This window comes from Nicoliella sp. ESL1113, assembly GCF_058509245.1.
In genome coordinates, this window is sequence record NZ_CP196387.1 from 1 (window position 1) to 23,572 (window position 23,572).

Annotated in this window: 18 protein-coding genes; 11 read left to right on the forward strand and 7 right to left on the reverse strand. The window is 39.3% G+C overall.

Annotated elements, in window-relative coordinates; genetic code table 11:
* Positions 1-241 precede the first annotated feature (241 nt).
* From ACSYTJ_RS00005 to ACSYTJ_RS00025, 5 genes are all read left to right on the forward strand, one after another.
* On the forward strand, positions 242-1,408 hold the full coding sequence (locus ACSYTJ_RS00005) for an acetyl-CoA C-acetyltransferase (RefSeq protein ID WP_491719824.1): 1,167 nt from the start codon (positions 242-244) through the stop codon (positions 1,406-1,408).
* Positions 1,409-1,539: 131 nt separating this feature from the next.
* Positions 1,540-3,078 carry a Ppx/GppA phosphatase family protein gene (locus ACSYTJ_RS00010; RefSeq protein WP_491719825.1) on the forward strand — a complete coding sequence of 513 codons (1,539 nt, stop codon included), beginning with the start codon at positions 1,540-1,542 and terminating at the stop codon, positions 3,076-3,078.
* Positions 3,066-5,210 (forward strand): RNA degradosome polyphosphate kinase, encoded by a 2,145-nt coding sequence (locus tag ACSYTJ_RS00015; protein ID WP_491720138.1) that lies wholly within the window; start codon positions 3,066-3,068, stop codon positions 5,208-5,210. The genes ACSYTJ_RS00010 and ACSYTJ_RS00015 overlap by 13 nt, the downstream gene beginning before the upstream one ends.
* A gap of 3 nt (positions 5,211-5,213) precedes the next feature.
* Positions 5,214-6,197, forward strand: coding sequence for a Ppx/GppA phosphatase family protein (locus ACSYTJ_RS00020; protein WP_491719826.1), 984 nt, complete (start codon positions 5,214-5,216; stop codon positions 6,195-6,197).
* Entirely contained in the window at positions 6,190-6,381 is a 192-nt protein-coding gene (locus ACSYTJ_RS00025) for a hypothetical protein (protein WP_491719827.1), read from the forward strand. Before ACSYTJ_RS00020 ends, ACSYTJ_RS00025 begins: the two co-directional genes overlap by 8 nt.
* Before the next feature lie 34 nt (positions 6,382-6,415).
* On the opposite strand, the gene ACSYTJ_RS00030 is transcribed toward ACSYTJ_RS00025, so the two are convergent.
* Together ACSYTJ_RS00030 and ACSYTJ_RS00035 are read right to left on the reverse strand one after the other, a co-directional pair.
* On the reverse strand, positions 6,416-7,012 hold the full coding sequence (locus ACSYTJ_RS00030; RefSeq protein ID WP_491719828.1) for a L,D-transpeptidase: 597 nt from the start codon (positions 7,010-7,012) through the stop codon (positions 6,416-6,418).
* A gap of 109 nt (positions 7,013-7,121) precedes the next feature.
* Complete coding sequence (locus tag ACSYTJ_RS00035) at positions 7,122-8,585, reverse strand: sucrose-6-phosphate hydrolase (protein WP_491716842.1); 1,464 nt, start codon at positions 8,583-8,585, stop codon at positions 7,122-7,124.
* Between the two features lie 123 nt (positions 8,586-8,708).
* Between ACSYTJ_RS00035 and ACSYTJ_RS00040 the strand changes: the two genes are divergently transcribed.
* Together ACSYTJ_RS00040 and ACSYTJ_RS00045 are read left to right on the forward strand one after the other, a co-directional pair.
* Positions 8,709-9,689, forward strand: coding sequence for a biotin--[acetyl-CoA-carboxylase] ligase (locus ACSYTJ_RS00040; protein WP_491719829.1), 981 nt, complete (start codon positions 8,709-8,711; stop codon positions 9,687-9,689).
* Between the two features lie 81 nt (positions 9,690-9,770).
* Positions 9,771-10,328, forward strand: a complete 558-nt coding sequence (locus ACSYTJ_RS00045; protein ID WP_491719830.1) for a biotin transporter BioY — start codon at positions 9,771-9,773, stop codon at positions 10,326-10,328.
* Between the two features lie 31 nt (positions 10,329-10,359).
* Here the strand turns inward: ACSYTJ_RS00045 and ACSYTJ_RS00050 are convergent, their stop codons facing one another.
* The 5 genes from ACSYTJ_RS00050 to ACSYTJ_RS00070 are packed head-to-tail and all read right to left on the reverse strand — an operon-like array spanning position 10,360 to position 19,162.
* A complete protein-coding gene (locus ACSYTJ_RS00050) occupies positions 10,360-10,821 on the reverse strand; it encodes a hypothetical protein (RefSeq protein ID WP_491716845.1) in 462 nt (153 codons plus the stop codon).
* Positions 10,822-10,840: 19 nt separating this feature from the next.
* On the reverse strand, positions 10,841-14,596 hold the full coding sequence (addA, locus tag ACSYTJ_RS00055; RefSeq protein ID WP_491719831.1) for a helicase-exonuclease AddAB subunit AddA: 3,756 nt from the start codon (positions 14,594-14,596) through the stop codon (positions 10,841-10,843).
* Positions 14,583-18,170: a PD-(D/E)XK nuclease family protein gene (locus tag ACSYTJ_RS00060; RefSeq protein WP_491719832.1), complete on the reverse strand. Its 3,588-nt coding sequence runs from the start codon at positions 18,168-18,170 to the stop codon at positions 14,583-14,585. The genes addA and ACSYTJ_RS00060 overlap by 14 nt, the downstream gene beginning before the upstream one ends.
* 51 nt (positions 18,171-18,221) lie before the next feature.
* Positions 18,222-18,575: a hypothetical protein gene (locus ACSYTJ_RS00065; protein ID WP_491716848.1), complete on the reverse strand. Its 354-nt coding sequence runs from the start codon at positions 18,573-18,575 to the stop codon at positions 18,222-18,224.
* A complete protein-coding gene (locus ACSYTJ_RS00070) occupies positions 18,575-19,162 on the reverse strand; it encodes an NAD(P)H-binding protein (RefSeq protein ID WP_491719833.1) in 588 nt (195 codons plus the stop codon). The genes ACSYTJ_RS00065 and ACSYTJ_RS00070 overlap by 1 nt, the downstream gene beginning before the upstream one ends.
* Positions 19,163-19,305: 143 nt before the next feature.
* Here ACSYTJ_RS00070 and ACSYTJ_RS00075 point away from each other — a divergent pair, with 143 nt between their 5' ends.
* The 4 genes from ACSYTJ_RS00075 to ACSYTJ_RS00090 all read left to right on the forward strand — a co-directional run bounded on the left by ACSYTJ_RS00075 (position 19,306) and on the right by ACSYTJ_RS00090 (position 23,564).
* Positions 19,306-20,256: an aldo/keto reductase gene (locus tag ACSYTJ_RS00075; RefSeq protein WP_491719834.1), complete on the forward strand. Its 951-nt coding sequence runs from the start codon at positions 19,306-19,308 to the stop codon at positions 20,254-20,256.
* Between the two features lie 124 nt (positions 20,257-20,380).
* Positions 20,381-21,691 (forward strand): NCS2 family permease, encoded by a 1,311-nt coding sequence (locus ACSYTJ_RS00080; protein ID WP_491719835.1) that lies wholly within the window; start codon positions 20,381-20,383, stop codon positions 21,689-21,691.
* A 299-nt stretch (positions 21,692-21,990) separates the two neighbouring features.
* Entirely contained in the window at positions 21,991-22,731 is a 741-nt protein-coding gene (locus ACSYTJ_RS00085; RefSeq protein WP_491716852.1) for a metal ABC transporter ATP-binding protein, read from the forward strand.
* Positions 22,728-23,564 (forward strand): metal ABC transporter permease, encoded by an 837-nt coding sequence (locus ACSYTJ_RS00090; RefSeq protein ID WP_491716853.1) that lies wholly within the window; start codon positions 22,728-22,730, stop codon positions 23,562-23,564. Before ACSYTJ_RS00085 ends, ACSYTJ_RS00090 begins: the two co-directional genes overlap by 4 nt.
* Positions 23,565-23,572 lie beyond the last annotated feature (8 nt).

The following is a 23,572-nucleotide window of genomic DNA, read 5'->3' on the forward strand; positions in this document are numbered from 1 at the left end:
AATTTTGAATTATCAATCGCAATCGCTTTAACGCGTTGCTCAAATGACAACGTTTTATATATTATCAATTATTCAAATATAAGTCAACATGTTTTCAAACTTTTTTTCAAATTTATTTTCAAACTGATAAATCAATACTCTATTAACTTTTTACAAACTTGTATTTTAATCCAATCGGCAGCTTAAAAAATAATGTATACTAAAAAATAATTATCACGATTGAAATCGAAGGAGAATTTAAATGGAAGAAGTTGTAATCGTTAGCGCAGTTAGAACCCCAATTGGTAAATTTGGCGGAAGCTTAAGTAAATTATCAGCCGTCGAGCTTGGAACCATCGTTACTAAGGAAGCAATTAAACGTGCGCACCTTAACAATCATCAAATTGATCAAGTCATCTTTGGAAACGTCCTTTCAGCAGGAGCGGGACAAAATATTGCCAGACAAATTCAAATAAACGCTGGGATTAGTGAAACTAAAACTGCATTCACCGTAAATCAAGTCTGCGGTTCCGGGCTTCGTGCAGTTAGATCGGGACAAGCAGCGATTGCAGTCGGTGATGCAGACATCGTCGTCGTTGGTGGAACAGAAAGCATGTCAAATGCACCATTCATAAACAAAGAAATGCGTTTCGGCCATAAACTCGGCGCAATTACAATGGAAGATACTATCCAAACAGACGCTTTATTAGATGCTTTTTCTGGTCAACCAATGGGTGCTACCGCAGAAAAGGTAGCTGAGCAATTCAACATCTCAAGACATCAGCAAGATGAATTTGCTTATCAATCATATCAAAAAGCAATCCTGGCACAAGATAATAACTACTTTAAAGACGAAATCGTTCCCATCAAATTAAAAAATGGCGTAATCATTAAAGATGATGAAAGCGTTCGCCGTGATACAACCATGGAAAAACTTGCTAAACTGAAACCAGTATTTAAAAAAGATGGTAGCGTCACTGCTGGGAACGCAGCCAGTCTAAACGACGGTGCTTCTGCACTCGTTTTGATGACTAAAAATAAGGCCGACCAATTAGGAATTAAGCCGCTCGCTACCATTAACGGCTACCAAGAAACTGGCATTGATCCATCCATAATGGGATACGCACCATATTATGCAATCAAACAATTGGTGTATGCTCAAGGAATTAACGTTAGTGACTTCGAGCAAGTCGAACTAAATGAAGCGTTTGCAGCTCAATCACTTGCAGTTATTAATGATCTAAACATTGATCGTAACCGTGTCAATGCAACGGGTGGTGCCATTGCCCTGGGCCATCCCCTTGGTGACTCCGGTTCTAGAATCATCGTTACATTAATCAACAACTTAAAACGTAATCATCAAAGTAGAGGTCTTGCAACCTTATGTATTGGTGGTGGAATGGGAATGGCAATGGATATTTCCATTTAGTCTATAATTAACCGTTAAATCTTTTTGATTTAACGGTTTTTGTTTAACTAGTTTCTGTTAAGAGTCATTACTGCATGGTAAAATTAAAGTAGTTGAGTGACTCAATTATATTTATCGAGGTGATTAAGTACATGCCAGTCAACACAAGTTTTTCAGCAATAATCGTAATGGGTGCTCAAAACATATATGTGCAAATTATTGATTTAAATAATTCCCAAATTGTGGAGAACACTCGTTATGATATCGACCTTGGAGAAGATGTTTTCTCCGAAAGAGTTGTTCATAGTAATACCGTAAACGAAATCGCAACTGCTTTAAAGGTAATTCGGAACCTACTTGATGAATATCAAGTTAAGTCCTATCAATTCTATGCGACCCATGCATTTCACGAAGCCAAAAATTCGGAATTCGTTAGGGAACAATTAGAAGAACGGAGTCATTTCGATATCCAATGGATTAGCCAAAGCCAAGAAGCACTTTATCGTAATCTGGCTACTAATACTTATCTAAAGGATTTTGACCAAATTACCCAGAAAAATACTCTTTTGATCGACATCAGTTCAGGAAGCGTGGAGCTGATCGCCTATAAACATGGTAAATTCACATCATCTAGGACCCTTAAACTAGGCCCACTTCGGGTTTATGAATCAACACGTGATATTAAGGAATCTGCTCCCGACTACTTTGCAATCTTACGGGACTACATTGATAGTAGATTAATTGATTTTGTTAGATTCCTCCCTGATATCGAAAAAACTGAAAATGTTATTTTAATGGGTTCATCGATATCAATTTTAAAGCCACTAATTAGTGACCTGCATAAAACACTCAAAATCTCAATTAACGAATTTAATGTCCTTTATAATGAAATCAAGAAAAGCAACGACCAGATGCTGGTACAAAAATACGATGTAGATGAAAGCGACGTTCCGCAAATCTTGCCCATTATGACAATGTTGCACGAACTATTTAAAAACTTTAACACTAAGCATCTATGGGTATCTGATCTGAAATTCATCGATGGCTTATCTTATGATTTAATTTCTAAAATTAGTGGCAATAAGAAAAACGATGCGTTGAAAGATCAAATTTTAATTTCAGCTCACAATTTAGCTAAACAATATCGGGTCGAGGCGCACCACCAAGAATTTGTTGAAAAATTTGTTATGAAGCTCTTCGACGAACTCAAGTTTCTCCATGGTTTAACCGCTAGAGACCGCCTCTTATTAGAAATATCGGCCATTGTGGATGACGTTGGTTCTTTCATCAACAATCACAATCACTATGTTCATTCAGAATATATTATTCAAAACTCAGAAATCATCGGACTCTCGGAATCAGAACTCCGCATGGTTGCCGCAATTTCTAGATACCACAGCCATAAGGCAACCTCATCAGCTTTAAAGCATCTTGATAATCTAAATATTGACCGTCGAATGAGGATCATGAAAATGGCTGCCATTTTAAGAATTGCTGATGCATTAGATGCTAGTCGGAAACAAAAAATCAAGTCCATTGAAATTGGTACTGGCGATCCCACTCAAGTAATCATTACCGCAACTGCAGATCAAGAAATTGAATTAGAGAAGCTCAATTTTAACCGTAAGGGAGCATTCTTTGAATCCGTATTCGGTGTTAAACCTACATTGAAAGGAAGATTAAAAATATGAAGTTCGATAATCCAGAATACTTCAATAGCCGTGAACTAAGTTGGCTCGATTTTGACAGCCGCGTTTTAGATGAAGCCAATGATACTACTAACCCCCTCCTTGAAAGACTAAGATTCTTGGGAATTACCCAGAGTAATCTAGATGAATTTTTCAACATTCGGGTTGCATCCCTGCATAAACTCGTTTCAGTTGGCTACGAAAAACCAGATGCAGCTGGTCTTACCCCATTACAACAACTAAAGGGGGTTTCCAAAAAGGCCCATGCGTTAGTTGATAACCAATACAACATCTTATTTAAGGACATCCTTCCTAAGATGGCGAAACGCAACATCCACCTGCTTAAAATGGATGAACTCAATAATCGCCAAAAGGATTTCTTGGATGACTACTTCCACCAAAAATTATATCCAGTTTTAACCCCCCTTGCAGTCGATGTTTCAAGACCATTCCCATTCATTGCCAATAATACGTTGAACATCGCATTGATCATTACCAAAAAGGGACACAGTAAACAGGAATCATTTGCTACCGTTCAAGTTCCAGATGTTTTCTCACGGGTCATCAAATTACCAGATGCCGTAAACGACTTCGTACTCCTTGAAGAAGTTATTAAATACTACGCTGGGGAATTATTTGTTGGCTATACTGCACATGATTTAGCATGTTTTAGAGTTACTCGGGACATGGATATCGAAGCGGATGAAGATACATCTGACTTAATGCGTGAAATCAAGCATGAACTGCGTCAAAGAGAACGGGGGCAGGTAATGCGACTAGAGATTGAATCTAGTATGAGCAACCGCCTTCGCGATCGTTTGATCAATGAATACCACCTTGATTACGATGCAATTTACGTTGTCGATGGTCCAATTGACCTTACATTTGTCAGCAAGTTGATTAAACAAGTTACTTACCACCCGAACTTGCTCTTCCCTAAATTTACACCGTACTTCCCTGCTCCACTTAAGGATGAAACGATGTTTGAGGCAATTTCTAAAAGTGATGTCTTTGTCCACCACCCCTATGATTCCTTCCAACCAGTATTGAATTTCATTAACCAAGCAGCTAACGATCCAGATACTTTAGCAATTAAGATGACTCTCTATCGGGTTTCACCTAATTCCCCAATTATCAAATCACTAAAGCGGGCTGCACAAAATGGTAAACAAGTTACCGCATTGGTGGAACTAAAGGCTCGATTTGATGAAGCTAACAACCTTCATTGGGCAGATGAACTAGAACGGGCTGGTTGTCACGTTATCTACGGACTAGTTGGTTTAAAGGTGCACAGTAAATTAACCTTGATCGTTAGAAAAGAAGAGGATGGAATCAAGCGTTACATGCACATGGGAACTGGTAATTACAATGATGTTACCGCTAAGCTATATACCGATATGGGAATCTTTACCGATAACCAGGAAATGGGAATTGATGCTACTAACATCTTTAACATGTTATCAGGATTTTCCGAACCCCCTTACTTCCATAAACTGACCATCTCCCCTAACGGAATCAGAAATTACCTAATGGAACGTATCGATGATGAAATTGAAAACGTGAAGGCTGGTAAGAAGGGATTCATTCAAATGAAGATGAATTCACTTTCTGATACAATTATCATTAAAAAGTTATATGAAGCCAGTGCTGCTGGAGTCAAAATTAACTTAATCGTTAGAGGAATCTGTAACTTACGGGTTGGAATCAAGGGAGTTAGTGATAATATCACCGTCCATTCACTAGTTGGCCAATTACTTGAACACAGCCGAATTTATTATTTCTACGCTGATGGTGAAGAAAAGGTATTCCTCTCTAGTGCCGATTTAATGAAGCGAAACCTCAGCCGAAGAGTGGAATTATTATTCCCAATTCTGCAGGATGATATCCGTGAACATATTATCAGAATTTATGATATCCTTTGGAATGACAACGTTAAAACGCGGGTGCTACAACCAGATGATACTTGGCCACATGCGAAAGCAGACGATCAAGAACCATTAAACGCACAGTCATTCTTAATCGAAAATCGTAAAAAGATTGCTGATTCATTGTTCGATCATGACTTTAAAAAACCTGCTAAACGGAAAAACACTAGATTCATGCCAATTCGTAACCATAATGGAAGGAAGCTTTAGTTAATGGAATATTTCGCAGTAATTGATTTAGGTTCAAACTCAGCTAGATTAGCCGTTACCAAGATTAAAGATGATGGCACATTTGAAAACGTCATTGAAAGAAAAGAAGCCGTTCGCCTTTCCGAGAACATGGGTGAAGAACGCACGTTAAAACAACCTGCAATTGATAGAACGATTACCGCTCTTAAGACTTTTAAGGATTGTTTCAAAGACTTCCCTAATTTAAAGATTCGGGCCGTGGCCACCGCCGCTACTAGAATGGCAGCTAACCAGGCCGATTTTTTAAAGGAAGTTAAGGATCAAACTGGAATTACGTTAGAAGTCATCGCTGGAACAGAAGAGGCTTATTACGATTACCTTGGGGTCATCAATTCCTTACCCATCGTCAACGGCATCATTATGGATACCGGTGGCGCCAGTACCGAACTAATCCTGGTCCAAAATAAGCGAATCGTTAACCTGATCAGTTTACCAGTAGGTTCGGTCACCCTTTCTGAAGAAGATGTCAATCCAGATAAGGTCTCCGCTGCACAAATGTACCGCGTTTTTGACCAACTCAATGATATTTATAATGATATCTGGTGGCTTTACCGTGGCACTAACCTTCCAATCATTGGGCTCGGTGGTTCTAATCGGACCCTTGCTAAAATTAAGCGACGGAATGATCCTGATAGAAGACACTGGGATGACATCCACGGCTTCCACTTAAGTGCTAAGGAAGTAAAGGAAATTTTCTTAAAGCTAGTTGACTCGACCCTTGAAGAACGTAAGAACATCCCAGGGCTATCCAAGGAACGAGCTGACATTATTGTGGGTGGACTTGCTCCTGCAATGTCATTGATCTGGCGGCTCAATTCCGATCGGATGATTTTCTCTAAGCAGGGATTACGGTTCGGGGTTCTTTATGAACACATTGAAAAACTAAGAAACGTAGAAACCCAAGAATTTATGCAAATGCCAAAGGAGGATCAGGAAAACGATGATTAAATCAGACTTTGATGTTCAAATTAAGTTAATGATTATGTACATCATCGGAGTCATCGTCGTATTATCCTTACTGGCCTATCTCATTTACCGACGCAAAAAGCTATTTACGAAGTTCACCACTCCGCTAATGGTCGTAGAACTAGTTATGATTTATGTATTAGTAACGGTCATTCGATTATCATAATCAAAAAGCAGGCCCGCGGGTCTGCTTTTTTAATTTATTTAATTACCACTTTGGTTCCCATTGGAACGTTTTGATTAATCCACTTTGCATCTGGAATCGATAACCGAATGCAGCCGTGTGAATTAGCGGTTTTGCCTAATTCTTCAGCTTCAGACTTAATATATTGACCGTTTGCGTTCGTTGGAACGGTATGGAATAGATAAATCCCATGGTCCTTCCATGAAGTCCAATAACGCGCACCTTCTTTAGATTCCTGATTATAAAAGAAGTTCCCCCGCTCAGCTTGAATATAGTAGGTTCCGCGCGGCGTTGAATTATTGGCCCCCGTTGAAGCATTCATGGTATACAAGACTTTATTAGTAGCACTCATAATAAAGACCCGTTGTTGCTTAATCGATACTTTGATCCAATTGTGACGACTTAGTTGCATGTTTGGATATGGTTTATTTTCGGATGGTTTCCGCCAATTAATCTGCGTTTGTTTAACGGTCGATTTAGCAGTACCTAATTTCTTTTGGTGATAGCTATAAGCACTGACTGAATTAGAACTAGCATGTTGATTGTTATTACTGCTACACCCACTTAGCATTAGGATCAATAGCAGCGGGAATAATAAAAATCGTTTTGGCATTTAAACACCTTCTTTTACCATTATTTTATAATTGATTCAATCAATAAATCAATAAGCACTTACTAATCATCATCATTGATTCAGACTAGCAGGTGCTTATTATTTAGGTTTATTTATTTTCAGAACCGTTAATATTAATGTTATCTAACTTAGTGACATTAATATCTTCAACTTCTGTCCAATTTAAGTTCAAATGATTTCCTTCGTGGAAGAAGAATCCAGTCATGGTCTTATAGCCATCATTAATAAACAATTCAAATACCGTATTATCAAGGTATAGTGAACAATTTTCAACCTTATCATTGTTAAAGCGAATGCTTCTTGTTTCATCTTGACCATCGTTTTCAACGTCCTTACGATGAAGGGTCAACTTCTGACATTCGTTATCGATATCAATTACCAAGTGTGTATTGCCAGCAGTAATTGCAACTTGGTTATCAGATTCTGGATTTACTTTGAAGTTGATCAAACTTTGCTTTCTAACTTCCATCCCATTAAACGTATCCTCGGAGCCTAATGCTAATGACTTCATTTCATGAACTGGTTTTTGAATCAAGTGACCATCTTTCACACTTAATTCACGAATCATGGATAAACCACCTTCCCAACCTTCGTCATCGGAAGGATAGGTAGTATCTGGAAGCCCTAGCCATCCACAGATCAAAGTCCGTCCATCGGGAGCATTAATCCCTTGGGCAGCATAAAAATCAAAACCATCATCTAATTGACGCATCTTAGATGGATTAATTAATTTCATCGTTTCCCAATTAATATCATCGGCAACAATATAAGCATTTGGATGAACATTATCGTACTTAAATGAGCTCTTATCAGCTCCCTGTGGACAAAAAGTAAGCACTGGATGCCCATCGACGAACAATAAGTTTGGACATTCTGCCATATATCCCAAGTTATCGTTCCCAATATCTAGTTTGCTATAGAATTCCCAATCACGATCAACGTTAGCAGAACGATATACAACCACTTCTCCATTTTCATCAGTGGTTTGCGCACCGATAAATGCATAGTAATAATCATCATGCTTAATTACTTGTGGATCTCTGAAGTGTCCAGTGACGCCCTTTGGTGGGTTGGCAATTAAGGGCTTTGCTAATTTTTCAATATTATTATCCTTGTCCATCCAAGCCCCATCTTGATATGGATGACGAACTTCATTCATCTTTTCCCAGACGTTTCCAGTGTACATTAAGAATAACTTGTCTCCGACTGGAATCGCAGAACCTGAATAACAACCATGCCGATCATACTTAGTATCGGGAACCATTGGTTTATCAGTGTTCTTCCAGTGTACTAAATCATCAGACACCATATGCGTCCAGCTCTTTAACCCATGAATTCCACCAAATGGAAACGCTTGAAAGAACATGTGCCATTGACCATTAAAGTATGAAAAACCGTTCGGATCATTTAATAATCCAGTTTCAGTTTGAATGTGATATCCTAAACGCCAATGTGACTTTGCGATTTGTGCCTTTAGCTCATCAATTCGTTCACTTGGCCAGTCTTTATACAAACGATTTAAGCGTTCTGTATTCCAATATTTTTTATCCATAATTTAAGCTCCTTTATCAAAAATAAATTTAATTATATTTTACCATAATTATGTTTTATACCTATACTGATAAATTGCATATGATATGATTATAATATAAAAAACATTGCGGGAGGGGTTCCAGTGCCAAATAACGAATTGTTAAAAATATTCTTAAATCATCAAAATAAATGGTTATCAGGAAATAGTCTAGCTGAGCAGTTAAACATTAGTAGAACGATGATTTGGAAGCACATCAATGCGCTAAGGGAAACTGGGTATCAAATTGAGCGTAAACATAATCTGGGGTATCGTTACATCGGCACTGATAAATTAAGTGCAACAGCAATTGAACATTTTTGTTTACAATCAGTCCAGGTCCACGCTTTTAATCAACTCCCCTCCACTAATAAATACGCAAAAGAACTAGTTAACCAAAACGTCATCGAACAGCCATTTGCAGTCATCGCTAATCAACAAACAGCTGGTTATGGTCGACGGGGACGGAAATTTTATTCACCAGCTAATTCAGGACTCTACCTGACAATTGCCGTTCCAGTTGGTCATGACTCAACAATCGATCCAGGATTATTAACTACCACGACCGCAGTGGCAATCGTAAAAGCATTAAAACAAAGTTATCCAGATGTTTCATTTCAACTCAAATGGATCAATGATATTTGGGTTAATAATCACAAGGCGGGCGGCATTATGACCGAATCAATTATGGATATTGAATTAATGCAGCCTTCGGTAATCATCGTTGGAATTGGGATCAACCTTGCGACTACTGATTTTCCCGCTGAAATCGGCCAACCAGTTGCATCGATTGGGACCCAATTAATCGATCGAAACAAAATCGCTGCTGACATCATTAATCAATTCCTAAAGAGCTATCCCACCTATCAAACGGGACAAGCAATGGCTGATTACCGTAAATTGTCGGTCGTCATTGGCAAGCAAGTCACCATTAGTACTAAAAAACAACCATTAGTTGGGATCGTTGATAATATCGCAGATAATGGGGCGTTAATTTTAAAAACCGCAGATGGTAAAAAACATCAAATCATGACCGGAGAAGTTACCAAGGTTAGGATTACGACTAACAAAGAAACCGATTCATAATGAATATGGTTTCTTTTTTTGTAAATTCATGTATAATAGTTAACCGTTAAATAAAAAAGGTTAACTATTATGGAGGAACCCATGAAAAATAGGGATTTATCACAGATTGCAATTATGATTGCTTTAATTATCGTTTTAGGAATGATTCCAGGAATCCCGATTGGCATCATCCCAGTTCCAATTGTTTTGCAAAATTTTGCGATCATCTTAGCTGGACTACTATTAGGCGGCCGCAATGGAACGATTGCAGTTGCTATCTTTATTTTATTAGCAGCACTGGGGCTGCCGATTCTATCTGGATTTAGAGGTGGGCTGCCAGTTGTGCTAGGCCCAACGGGGGGTTATATATTAGCATGGCTACTGACGCCTTATTTAATATCACTGGGTATCAAGATAATTAGTAAATGGCAAAAAAAGCCGCTTAATTTTAGCGAACTATTATTAGTAACACTGTCAGTTAGTATTATCTGTATCTACCTAATTGCGGTTAGTTGGCTCAGTATTCAATCTCACATTCCATTCATGGTTGCATTATCGGCGAACGCTCTGTTTGTTCCGGGGGATGTGATTAAAGCAGTCATTGCAGTGATCATTGCCATGCGCTTAAATCAATCACTTCACTTAAATAAACCATATTAAAAAAGCGACCATTTATGGTCGCTTTTTATGGCTAAAGTAAATTTAAAATTAAACCAATGTTGACAAACATTAAGGTAATTGCAAATGCATTAAATAATATACTCCGTTTTTCAATAAAGATTCGCACCACATCGGCATCTAAATCATCATCAGATTCAAAAGCATGAATATCAACTTGATGATGTTCACGATAAATTGCAATTAACGTTTTTGATAGTGTTCCAATAATTACAATTACAAATACCATTAAGGCCAAAAATTTAGTCAGTTTCGTAAATGGGACCACGGCCATGATCAATCCCGAACATAACAAACAGGCAATTTGGGCGATAAAGCTCCAAAGGCGATGCTTACCAATAAAATCAACTTTGTGAGCATTGAGACCAGTGGCTCGCATAAATTGCCAATACTTAATTCCCAATGCAGCTGAAACCAAAACCGCTACTACGGGACAAACGAACGTTAACGTTAATAAGATTAAATAAAATAACAAGTTATTCCTCCTAACTGATTTATGAATCGTGAATCGGAACTAATTGATTGATTGAGAGTAGATACAAGAATCTTTTTTCAACGGGGCGCCCTAAAATTTTAGATAATGCTAATCCATATAAATTAACCTGTCCGCGGTACTTATCAATGATTCGTTTCAACTGCGCATCCCGATTACGTTGCCCAACATAATCAGTCTTATAATCAAATAAAATTACCCCATCTTCAAGCACCAAATAACCATCAATAATTCCATGAATTAAAATCTTTTCATCAGCAGCAGGATTAAAGCCATCGAAAATCTTATTTGCAGACATGATCAAAGAAAACGGCGCTTCCCTGTGTAGCTGATTGGGATGTTCTAGGATCAATTGCCCTAATTTACTATCAAAGAACTGCAAAATTGATTGCCGATTGATTTGGTCTGCAACCCGATCAGCAATTACTCGATCAACGACTAACCGTTTGATCAACTTATCTAGTGATTCCTTTGTTGGGGCCGCGTTCAGATCTATTTGCTGTAAGATCAAATGCGTTGCCGTCCCAATCTCAGTAGGCTTGGGCTTAGTAACCGTTTGTAAAAATTCTGGCTGGGCAAAGTTGCTGGCAACATAACGATTAGTTTGTTTATCAGCATCACTCAATCCTTCGAAATCCCCCATTTGAATTGCATCAGGATCATCAAAAACCTGCTTTATCTCTGAGACCGCCTGATAAGCGGTTGTAGTTGTTGCTATACGATTAGGGTATTGATAATTCATAATAGAACGAATTTGTGCAGCATTATCAACGTCCAGCCCATTAGCAACCTTTTGATTCATTTGTTCAATGAATTCATGACGATCATTTTCTAATTTAGCGGGGGCATTTTTATATAGATCAGATGGATGGATAAACTGAAGTGATAAATTAGTATCATCATCTTTCAACCCATCAAATGTATCACGATTATTAAATGCAACTTTTAAATGGGGGTGGCGCACAACAGCAGGCAAAATCCAATCTAAATAGGTTTTTGCACTGCTTCTCAGGGCTGGGCGCAATAGTAGTTGATCGCTTTGTGCCGCCTTATGCGACCACTCCGCTAAGATATCAGCATCCTTTTTTTTCGGCTTCAAAGCACCCACAATAAATAGCTGCTGTTCCGTTCTCGTCAATGCAACGTATAGTTTCCGCATCTCTTCATCCAACGTATCATTATCAATTTGGCTTTGTACCACTTGCCTTTGGAGGGTGGAAATTTTTTCACGATTGTCGGCATTAAAATAGGTAATCCCCAGTCCCAAATCATCATCCAATACATATTCACCCCTGGAGTCTTGCATATTGAACTGGTGATTAGCATCGATCAAAAATACGATTGGGTATTCCAGCCCCTTACTTCCGTGAATCGTCGTTACTTGAACCGTATTATCATCTGGATTGGCAGCGGGCTCAGCAAGGTCATTATTACCATCGCGCATCCGTTCAATAAAGCGCACGAATTGGAAGAGCCCCTTAAAACTACTCTTCTCATATTGGGCTGCTCGATCGTAGAGGGCGTGAAGATTAGCTTGTCTTTGTTTTCCAGCTGGCATCCCACCAATATAATCTAAGAACCCCGTTTCTTCATAAATACTCCAGATCAATGGCACTAGTTCCTTTTGTTGAGCAATATTTCTGAATTTAACTAACTGTTCCAAGAAGCGATTGACCCGTTCAAATACCTGATCACCAAACTCGGTTGGCGATTGTTTATGATAATTCCGCACAAAACTGGTCACGGCATTATAATAGTCACCAGTTTTGGAGTTAATCCTCAGATACGCAAGCTGATTTTCATTTAACCCTACGATTGGTGAGCGCAGGACTGCAACCAAGGGAATATCCTGATATGGATTATCAATGATCGTAAGCAATGACATCATAATTTGAATCTCTGTCGTTTTAAAATAACTCTGGGTGTTGTTGATCGTCACTGGAATATTGTGTTGGGCGAAAACATCTGAAACAACCAAATTATTCTTTTTTGTCGCAGAAATCAAGGCAACATCTGAGAACTTCATTGGGCGCGTTTTCTTTGCACTTCGATCATAGACTAATTGACCACTATTCTTAAGTTCAATGATTTTTTGGGCAACTAGTTCCACTTGCCCATGGATTCCATCTTCAATTTGAAACTGCTCGTTCAATGGTTCTGAGTCATTAGAACTAGGATCATCTTGATTGAGGTAGAGCAAAATCTCAACATTTGATTCTAAATGATCGGGATAGTAATCAGCTCCCGCAACTAAATTATTATCACCCTGGTATTCAATTTTACCGACTTCCCGACTCATAATTTGATTAAAAATTAAGTTCACAAAGTTATCCACATTTTTCATTGAACGGAAATTTTCCTTTAATAGGATGGTCCGATCTGGATTGTCGTCCAATTGATAACGGTCCATCCGTTCCAAAAACATTTCAGGAGCAGCTAGTCGAAAGCGATAAATCGATTGCTTGACATCCCCCACCATAAACATATTTTGCGTGTTGCCAGATTGATCATGGGTAGCAATCGTAGTTAAGATCGCATCTTGGAGCCGATTATTATCTTGGTACTCATCGACCATAATTTCATGATATTGTTCTTGCAAAGTAGCACGTACGTTTTGTTTACCATTGGGATGATTAAAAATATCAAGAGCAGCATGTTCGATGTCAATAAATTCCATCAAATGACGTCCGTGCTTCAATTCTTGATAAGCATCACTAAAGCGCTTCACCACTTCCACTAATTTTTCAATTAACTGATTCGAAGCCTTCATCACCGCCAAATTGGTCTGCTCGTCGCTTGCAAAGTAACGATCCGCAACTTTTTTCAACTGATCTTTGGCGATGTTACGTAAATTCATCACCTGCTTATGGGCCTGCTTTTCTATTTCATTGGCCCCCCGAATCTGTGGAAATGTACCAAGCTTACTATTGAATTGAGCCCTTAATTGATTCCAAGATTCAGTATCTAAATCCGCCTTTAATTGTTCAATGTAGGCGACTTCACTTTCTTCAAAAGCAGCCTCTTTTGCTAGTTGTTGATCTTTCGCAAAATCAACCGCTGCTTGAAAATTAATTTGCACTTGATTCAACTGGTTCAATAAAGTTGGTTTCAAATCATTTTGGTAAAAGTCGCTTTCAGTAATCGTCCCGTCAACATGATAAAAATTAGGTAAATTAGTCAACCACTCACGCGGGTCTCGATTAACATTCGCATATTCGTAAAGATTATAGACTAAGTTAGTCAGTCCATCGTCTGAACGGTCATTAGAAAAGTTTTCAGTCAACCGTGCAAAGCTGCCATCCTTATCATTGGCATAATAGTCTTCACGGATGTTATCCCAAACTAAGTCCCGTAACATTTCGGTTTCCGTTTGATCAATTAAAATTCGAAAGTCGGGATCTAGATCAATGATGTAGTAATAACTTTGGACGATCTTTTGACAAAATGAATCGAGCGTACTAATGTCTGCAACTGGTAGTTTGCGAACTTGAACATTAAGATGGTTTTTCAACTTTTGATCATCAGTACTGCGGATGGTTTCTTGAAGAGCAACTAAAATCCGATCCTTCATTTCCTTAGCAGCAGCACGGGTAAACGTAACGATCAGCATTTTATCAATCTCTTCATAATTAACTAACTTATTGATGACGCGATCAACTAGGACCCGCGTCTTCCCAGAACCAGCAGATGCAGAAACTAATACATTCCCCTCAAAGTCATCATAAACCGCTGTATGTTGGGACTTAGTGTATTCCATTTTCTCGTTCCTCCCTTAATTTCTTAATTACATCAGCCATACTTAATTCCTCAACATTACGATAGTTATTTTCAGTTAACAACGGGTCGAACTGCATGATCGACTTGAATGGTGAATACTGCAGTGCGGTCCCCTTTTTATCCTTAAACGGAGCTAAACTAACGTCACCACTAAGAATCCTAACCCCAGCGTTTTCAATTAACCTTTCGGTATGTTGTAAAATCAAGTCTAAATCTTCAGCAGAAATAACATTATTGCCCTTTCTTAAACTACTATCCTTATTGATTCCAAACGGATAAATTAATGAGTTTCCGCCCCCTTGAATTTGACTATCAATTAAATGCAGGAGCTCATCATCATTGACTAAGAGGCCTTTATACTTCTGCTTTTTCATAATAGCAGTTTCAAAATTAGTCTTATTAATATCAGTTTGCGACAATTTAGGGTTAAACACGTGGAAGTATAGTGCACCTGCTAATTCAGCCTTTTGGTCATCAGTAAAGCGCGCCAAGTTCTTTTTAATCACATCCAAGTAGGTAAGCAACTGCATGGCGGTTCCATCATAAGCTTTCCCAATTTCAAAGTCCTTATCTCCAGACTTGTAATCAACGAGTTCCAAATAACGTTTGTCAGGAGCATCCATTGCATCGATTCGATCAATTCGGCCCCGCACACTCACCTTTTGACTTCCAAGAATCAAGATTCGCTTAGAAATATCGAACGTCAACGGGGCTAAATCATTCGCCGTGCCATCACGGCCAAACGTAATTTCGGTTTTTTGAGGTCGCATCGGCGTCCACTTACTTTGCCAGTGCATCGTCAATGCCATTCGTTCCACAGTCTTGATCAATTGTTGTTTTAAATACCCCATTCGATAGGAGCTTTGTAAAATGGCATATTGATAGTTATTGGGATCGTTCAGTATTTGATCAGCAATCTCATTAACGAATTGGTTTAAGTTCTGCTCATCAAGATCCTTAATATCAATATGCTCATCGTGGATGCGTTTCATCAGCAGATCTAATGAAGCGTGGTAAAATTCACCTGCACTGTTCGGCGTTAATTCAAATACCTCCCGTTCATGAAGCTTTAGCCCATATTTTAAGAAGTACTCATACGGATTAGCGTAGAATTTCTCTAATTGAGAGATTGAAGTTTCAATTTCATTGCCATACAGTCCAGTAATAATTTCATTGGTCAACTTAGTTGGGGTATTGTTGTAATCCAAGCCCCCTAATAGTTTTTCGGTCAATGCCTTAAAGGATTCGTTCTCGTTGATCAAGTCATGGTATACCAATAACCATTCCGATGACAGCGGGCGTTGATAATACTTGTGATCATAACTAGCCTGAACTAAATAACTTAATGTCGTCCGCATCGTCCCCACGTACGGCAATATTTCTGCGCTATTAGCAACTGGAGTGCCAGCATAATGGGATTCTTTAATTTCAAAATGCTTTTTAATCAGAGCAACATATGGTGAAATCTGGACCCCAGTTTCTTTATCGCTATCATTTGCTAAACAGTATGAAAAGATCAACCGTTCGCTCCCCGTCATGAACGCAAGGTAGTTCAAATAGGGATCGTTTGCCATCTGGTTTTCACTAGTATCACGAATATATTGATTACTCGAAAAGTATTTTGTTAAATCATCACGATCACTATCATTAAATAAATTATCATTTGTAATCCGATCAGGCATCACATCGTCAGTTGAACCAACCATGAACACTACTTTATAGTCTGGCATTTGTACGATTCCACTTTCTGAAATCGTTACTTGGTCCAACGTGGACGGAATTTGTGAATAATTAGCCCCTTCGAACCCCGCCTTTAAGAGTGCCAAAAAGTCATGCAACTTGAATTCGTTGCGGTCCCCTAAAACGGTCACAAAATCATCCAATAAATCACAGAACGTCTGCCAAACTTGCTCTGGCTGGGCTGCCTGTGATAAATCGCCATCAGCGATCGAATCTGCTCGCCATTGTTGCATGCGCTCGACCACGCCTTGATCAACTAAAAATTGGTACAACACCTTAGCAGCACTCTTAATATCCTTTGCTCGTTTGATCTTTTTAAAGAACGGGGGCAATGTCTGTTTTACATAGTTGCGAATTCGATTAATCTTTTTATCAATAAATTCATTAGGCCGTTGCTTCGTTTTAAAATCACTTTCGTTCAACCAAACGTAGTGCCAGTCGGCATCTTGCAGCCACCGAAAGCCCTCGTAACCATTCTTTAGAATAATATTTTCCGTAAGGGCCAGATCATCCCTAAATGCCTGAATATTCATAAAGTGACCATCGGCTTCGCGTGGTACTAATAATTCTGTTTTTAAAAGGCGCATTATATCATCATAACGGTAATTTCGGTGCCCATCACCTGGATCCACACTAAAGAGCGCATCGATCAATTGGACTAATGGATGGTCGACCATTGATTTTTGCACATCATTAAAATATGGAATTTGCTGCATGTTAAAAATGGGTTCAATGATATTTTGGTACTTGTCCAAATGCCTCGTTAGAACTAAAATATCGCGGTATAAATATTTACCACTGGCCACTAATTGCCTAATTTTAATTGCGACTGCTGATAATTCTGAGTAAAAATTATCAGCTTTAACCACCTGAATATTGTCACTATCAATTGGATGATTTTTTTGATTATCATCTACGCCATCGGTTTGAATCCAATAATTGCTCAAATCAGATAACTCTTGATTAACACGCATTACATCTGCAGATTGATCCATCATGATTGGAATATTATTATCACGGGCAAATTGATATAAATGATGGTACAGCTTAGCTGGTTGAAGGAATAGGTCAGGTTCACTTGGAAGATTAATTGCAGGACGATCTAGATTTAAATCAATCACAACGTCAGCTGATTTTTTCATCATGATCGTCACTAGTTCACGTTCTTGGGCGGTGAGTTGGGAAAAACCGCTGATCAAAAAGTGCATATTTGATAAGTCATTACGCTCTAAAAACTCACATAGCAGCTTCAACGTGTCATTTTGATGAATAAACTGACCAATGGTGGCCGACTCAAATGCTTTATAAATAATAACAAAATCATGTAGTTTATCCCGCAGGTTGGGATTCAATGATTCACGATTCGTATTATAAAGGGCTTCAAGATCATCAGCGCTTAATTGGCCAGCTTCCATTTCTGAAATCTGGCTTGCAATCTTATTAATGAATCCAGGTTGGCCACTTTCTCCTCTGAACACGGTTAATTCATCTTGATGATCATTGATGATTTGATAAATCAACATGTTAACGCCTGCAGCGCTTAATCTAGGGATTTGATAAGCTGACTCATGGCTTAAAAAATACCAAGCCAATCGGGTCAATGAAAAAATTTGAACGTTCGTTTGTGCGTATACATCATCTTGATTATGGTTAAGTCGTTTCAATGTCTTTACTTCTGATTCAAATTTAATATGGTTCGGAACCAAATAGAAGTACCTGTCATTAGGCTGACTTTGTAATTTTTGTAATAGCCAATCGGTTAATTTTGCAGCATGATCCATATCAGCAGTTCCCAGAATAAATTGCAGTGCCATTATCATTCTCCCCTTCAATTATGTAAAAAGTCATTGACGATTTGCCAATGACTAATTAGTTGCCAATTTATTTTCAGCAAGGACTTCATTAATACATTCATCCATTGTTTGAACCAGTTCTTCCATATTTTCAGCACCCTTCATGCTGGCAGAAGCGGCATCATGTTCAGCAACCGCCCAGCGAGCCAGTGCATCAGTGACAGGAACAAAGTCGCGAAGGATCCGCATTGGCGTTTCACTATTGCGTGCCTGTTTCATATTTTCGTATCCATTGCGGTCAATCACCAATCGAACATTTCCATTCAACATTGGGTCAAAGGTTTCAAAAATAATAAAATGCGAAACTTGTTGTGCTCTCGATAATTGTTCTTTTACTTGATCTAGCTTTTCACGAGTTAAATCCATTATTTAAACACCTCTTTAGTATTTTGCACCAGTCCAATTGACTGATTAACATATTTATTGTCAATTGCTGCTGAAACAGCAATTTTTGCAACTGTTTCACGTGAAACAATTCCTGCTGGCATTGGCTGCCCTTCATTATAAATCTGTAACTCACCATCCGCTTGGTTAACTAACGTCACTGGCCTTAAAATGGTGTATGGAATTTCCTCCTCATCAACTATCTTGATTGCATATCGTTGTTGATTCAGATATTGCCTTACGTCGCTAACTTTCTCCGGATACTTCAAACTACCTTGCACTTCGTTATCAATCCCCGCAGTTGATAACATTACAAAATCATCAATTTGACTATTACTGGAACGAATTGCATCAAATAGACCTTCAAACGCAATATCCACATCTAGTGGGCCTAGGAACGAGATGATAATATCAACTTTTTCGATAAATGGTAAATAGATTTTTTCATAAGTCACATCCACTTTTTGATCATCTAATTCAATCACTTTCACATCATCAATGTGCTTTAATTCTTGAACTGCTAACTTGGCAATTGACTTTTGACTTCCTAATACCAAAACGGTCTTCAATTCAATTCCTCCTCATTAATTTCACTAGTTTAATTATACCTAATATGCTAACCAGATTTAAATAGCAAAATGTTTTTAAATTGCGTTAATTGGTATCATAATAATATTATTAGTATGAAATATTTTTTTAGGAGGAATTATTTATGAAGGAAAGAAATGTTCAAATTGGTAAATCAGGGGTTCTCAGTACGCCCCTTGGTCTGGGTACCAATGCTGTGGGCGGCAACAACTTATTCCCTAATTTAAACGATAATACTGGGATGGAAGTTGTCAAAACCGCACTTGATTCTGGAATTAAATTGCTAGACACTGCGTTTGCATATGGAATGGGGCATTCGGAAGAATTGATTGGCAAAGTTATTAAGGACTATGACCGTGGTAGCTTTGCGATTGCTTCCAAGGGTGCTCAAGATGTGGTCGGTGGCAACGTCCAAGTAAATAACGATCCTAAATTTTTAAAACAAGCAGTTGAAGAAAGCTTAGAGCGGCTTCATACCAATTACATTGATATTTTCTATATTCATTTTCCAGACGATCACACCCCTAAAAATGAAGCAGTCGCAGCATTAAATGAACTTAAAACCGAGGGTAAGATCAAAGCGATTGGTGTTTCTAATTTTTCAATGGATCAACTAAAAGAAGCTAATCAAGACGGCTTCGTTGATGTCGTTGAAGATAAATATAGTTTAGTAGAACGCGGGGCTGAATCAGAACTATTCCCATACCTAAAGAAAAATAACATTGCATTCGTTCCTTACTTTCCATTAGCTTCGGGACTGCTAACTGGTAAGTACGATAATGCGGCAGTTAATTTTGCGGAAGATGACATTCGGCACAATAATCCTAATTTTCAAGGAACTCGATTTGCTAAAATCATCGCAGCGGTTAATAAAATCAGACCATTAGCTGAGCAACGTCAAAGTACGGTCGCACAAGTCGTTTTAGCTTGGTACATCAAAAATCCTAATATTTCAGTGGTGATTCCAGGTGCTAAGCAACCAGCACAAGTGGCTGCAAATGCTAAGGCCATGGAAATTCAACTCTCTGATGAAGAATACCAAGCAATTGACGATGCGTTTGCCGCATTTAAGTAATTTCCCCCTTTTAGCCCTTAAAAGATAGTTATTGTTCGTGAATTTGCGCAAAAGTTAACATTGTGTTAAGATGTAGTTTGTGATTTTATTGAAAACCGAATATTTAACAAGGAGTGGCCTCATAATGGGAGCTAAAATAGCTAACTTTTTTCACTTTGACGAATTAGGTACGAATTTCAAGACCGAAACGATTGCCGGTCTGACTACCTTCGTCTCAATGGTTTACATCTTATTCGTAAACCCAAACGTATTAAGTGCTTCAGGCATGGAAAAGGGGGCTGTCTTTACCGCAACCGCCCTTGCTACTGCCATTGGATGTTTCTTGATGGGTCTAATCGCCAACTATCCAATTGCACTATCCACTAGTTTAGGGATGAACGCATTCTTTGCTTACTCTGTTTGTATCGGAATGAAGGTTCCTTGGCAAACAGCTTTAGCTGGGGTATTCCTAGCATCATTGATTTTCTTGATCTTAACCCTGTTTAAGATTCGTGAAATCATCATTGATGCGATCCCGAACGACCTGAAAAGCGCCATCAGTGGTGGTATCGGGTTATTCATTGCCTTTCTTGGTTTGAATCAAGGGGGTATCGTTACCGCCAGCAAGAGTACCCTGGTTGAACTAGGGTCCTTCCACGTTGGGAGTACCTGGTTGACCATCTTCGGATTGGTCCTAACGCTGGTCTTAATGTCAGCACGGATTCCTGCTTCCATCTTTATTGGAATGGTTGCTACGGCAGCCCTAGGGATGATCACTAAGTTGATTCCGCTTCCTGGTCAATGGGTATCTGCAGTGCCAAGCTTGAAACCAATTTTTCTACAATCGATCAAGCACATCACTGATATCAACACCGCCCAGTTGTGGATCGTCGTATTAACCTTCTTATTGGTTAGTTTCTTCGATACTGCCGGGACGTTAGTTGGCCTTGCTGAACAAGCTGGCTTCATCAAGAATAACAAGATTCCAAGAATCGGGGGCGCATTGCTTGCTGATTCTACTGGAATGGTGGCTGGTTCATTACTCGGGACTTCCCCAGTGGGTGCGTTCGTTGAATCATCCGCCGGAATTGCCGTGGGTGGTCGATCAGGATTTACGGTGATCGTTACTGGGATCCTCTTCATCTTAGGAACGTTCTTCTCACCATTGTTGGGAGTGATTACTGATCAAGTTACCGCCCCAGCATTGATCATCATCGGGATTCTAATGGTCCGCTCACTTAAGAACGTCCATTGGGAACACTTTGAAATTGCTGCTCCAGCATTCTTGATTACATTGGGAATGCCGCTTACTTACAGTATTTCAGATGGGATCGCCCTTGGGTTCGTTATCTACCCAATCACCATGCTTGCTGCTAAGCGTGGCAAGGAAGTTAACCCAATCATGTACGTATTGGGAGTTGTCTTCCTAATCTTCTTCTGGGTCTTAAATGAATAGTTAATTTAAAAAACCACGAAACGGAAAATTTCCGCTTCGTGGTTTTTATTTTGCCCGCTTTAATACGTCATTCGCTACTCAACCACTAGCTTTAATACTATCAGTAACATCATTTTTTATACAAAAAGTTAAAATAAATCATTAATAAATTCTAAAGATGATTGTTAATTAGTATCTATGTATGTATACTACTAACATGTAATATTTATTAGGTTATCCTAAAAATATGATTATTAACATATAACTATGTTCATAATGTCTAATTACCCCCCTGTAGCAAATACAAAGGAGTGTATTGAATGCTTAATGTTAGGAACCTGTCCGTTTCCTACGGCGAAACGCCGGTATTTTCGGACCTATCAATTCAAATTGATTCTGGTAAGATAACTGGAATCATCGGCCCCAATGGAGCCGGTAAATCAACGTTCATCAAGGCAGTCCTCGGCTTGATCAAATCCCAATCAGGAACCAGTGACTATGATGGCAAACCGATTAAGGCAATTCAAAAACAGATTGCCTATGTAGAACAACGGAAGGACATCGATTTGACCTTCCCGATCAGTGTGTTTGACGTCGTATTGACTGGTAGTTACGCCCAGCTCGGGTTGTTTAACATGCCTGGTAAAAAGCAAAAAGCAGCGGCAATGGATTCGTTACAACAGGTTAAAATGAACGAATTTGCCAACCGCCAAATCGGCAACCTCTCCGGTGGCCAGTTGCAACGGGTCTTCGTTGCCCGCGCCATTTTACAGAAAGCCGACATCGTGATCTTAGATGAACCGTTCGTTGGGATCGACCTGCAAAGTGAAAATGCCATTATGGAAATCCTAAAACAATGGCGCGACCAAGACAAAACGATACTGGTCGTACACCACGACTTGAACAAGGTCCATAACTACTTCGACGATTTGATCATTATGAACCACGGCATCGTTGCTAGCGGCCCTACTGAGCAGGTCTATACACCTGAAAACATCGGGAAGGCATTTAGTGCTGACCTTTCCGCCGTCTTATTCGACTCAAAGGAGGCCCAATCATGAAAATTGCAGCATTTATTGAAGCGCTTGGTAAGTATGACTTCTTACAAAGTGCCATGCTCACCGCCATTATGGTCGGGGTCATGTCCGGAATCATCGGTAGTTTCATCATCCTGCGTGGAATGTCATTGATGGGCGATGCGATTTCTCACTCCATCCTCCCAGGGGTTGCGGTCGCCTACATGTTAGGCATCAACCTATTAATCGGTGCATCGCTTTTCGGGGTGTTAGCCGCCCTCTTAATTGGTTTCGTTTCCACACACAGTAAGATTAAAGTCGATACCTCGATTGGAGTCGTGTTCAGTTCGTTCTACGCCCTCGGATTCATCCTGATCTCGCTGACCGAAAGTTCGACCAACTTACACCACATCCTATTCGGGAACATCCTAGCGGTCAGCAATTCCGACATGGTAACGACTGCGATCGTATTGGGAATCGTGCTCCTCTTCGTTGTGATTGGCTACAAGGAACTCTTAATTACTTCGTTCGACGAAACGTTCGCTAAAACTTATGGCTTGAAGACGCAACTAATTCACTACGCCCTGATGTTGGTATTAACGTTAGTAACGGTGTCAGCTCTGCAAACCGTCGGGATTATCCTAGTCGTTGCAATGTTGATCACCCCTGCTGCGACCGCATTCTTCTGGACGAACCGCTTGTCCGTGATGCTAGTCTTCTCCGCAATTTTCGGGACGGTTGCTTCCATCGTGGGGCTATACCTCAGCTACACGTTCAACTGGGCATCTGGTCCTGCCATCGTAATCGTGGCAGCAATCCTATTCTTAATTTCATTCGTCTGCTCACCTAAGCAAGGGTTCATCCGTTTAAAAAAATAACATCCAGA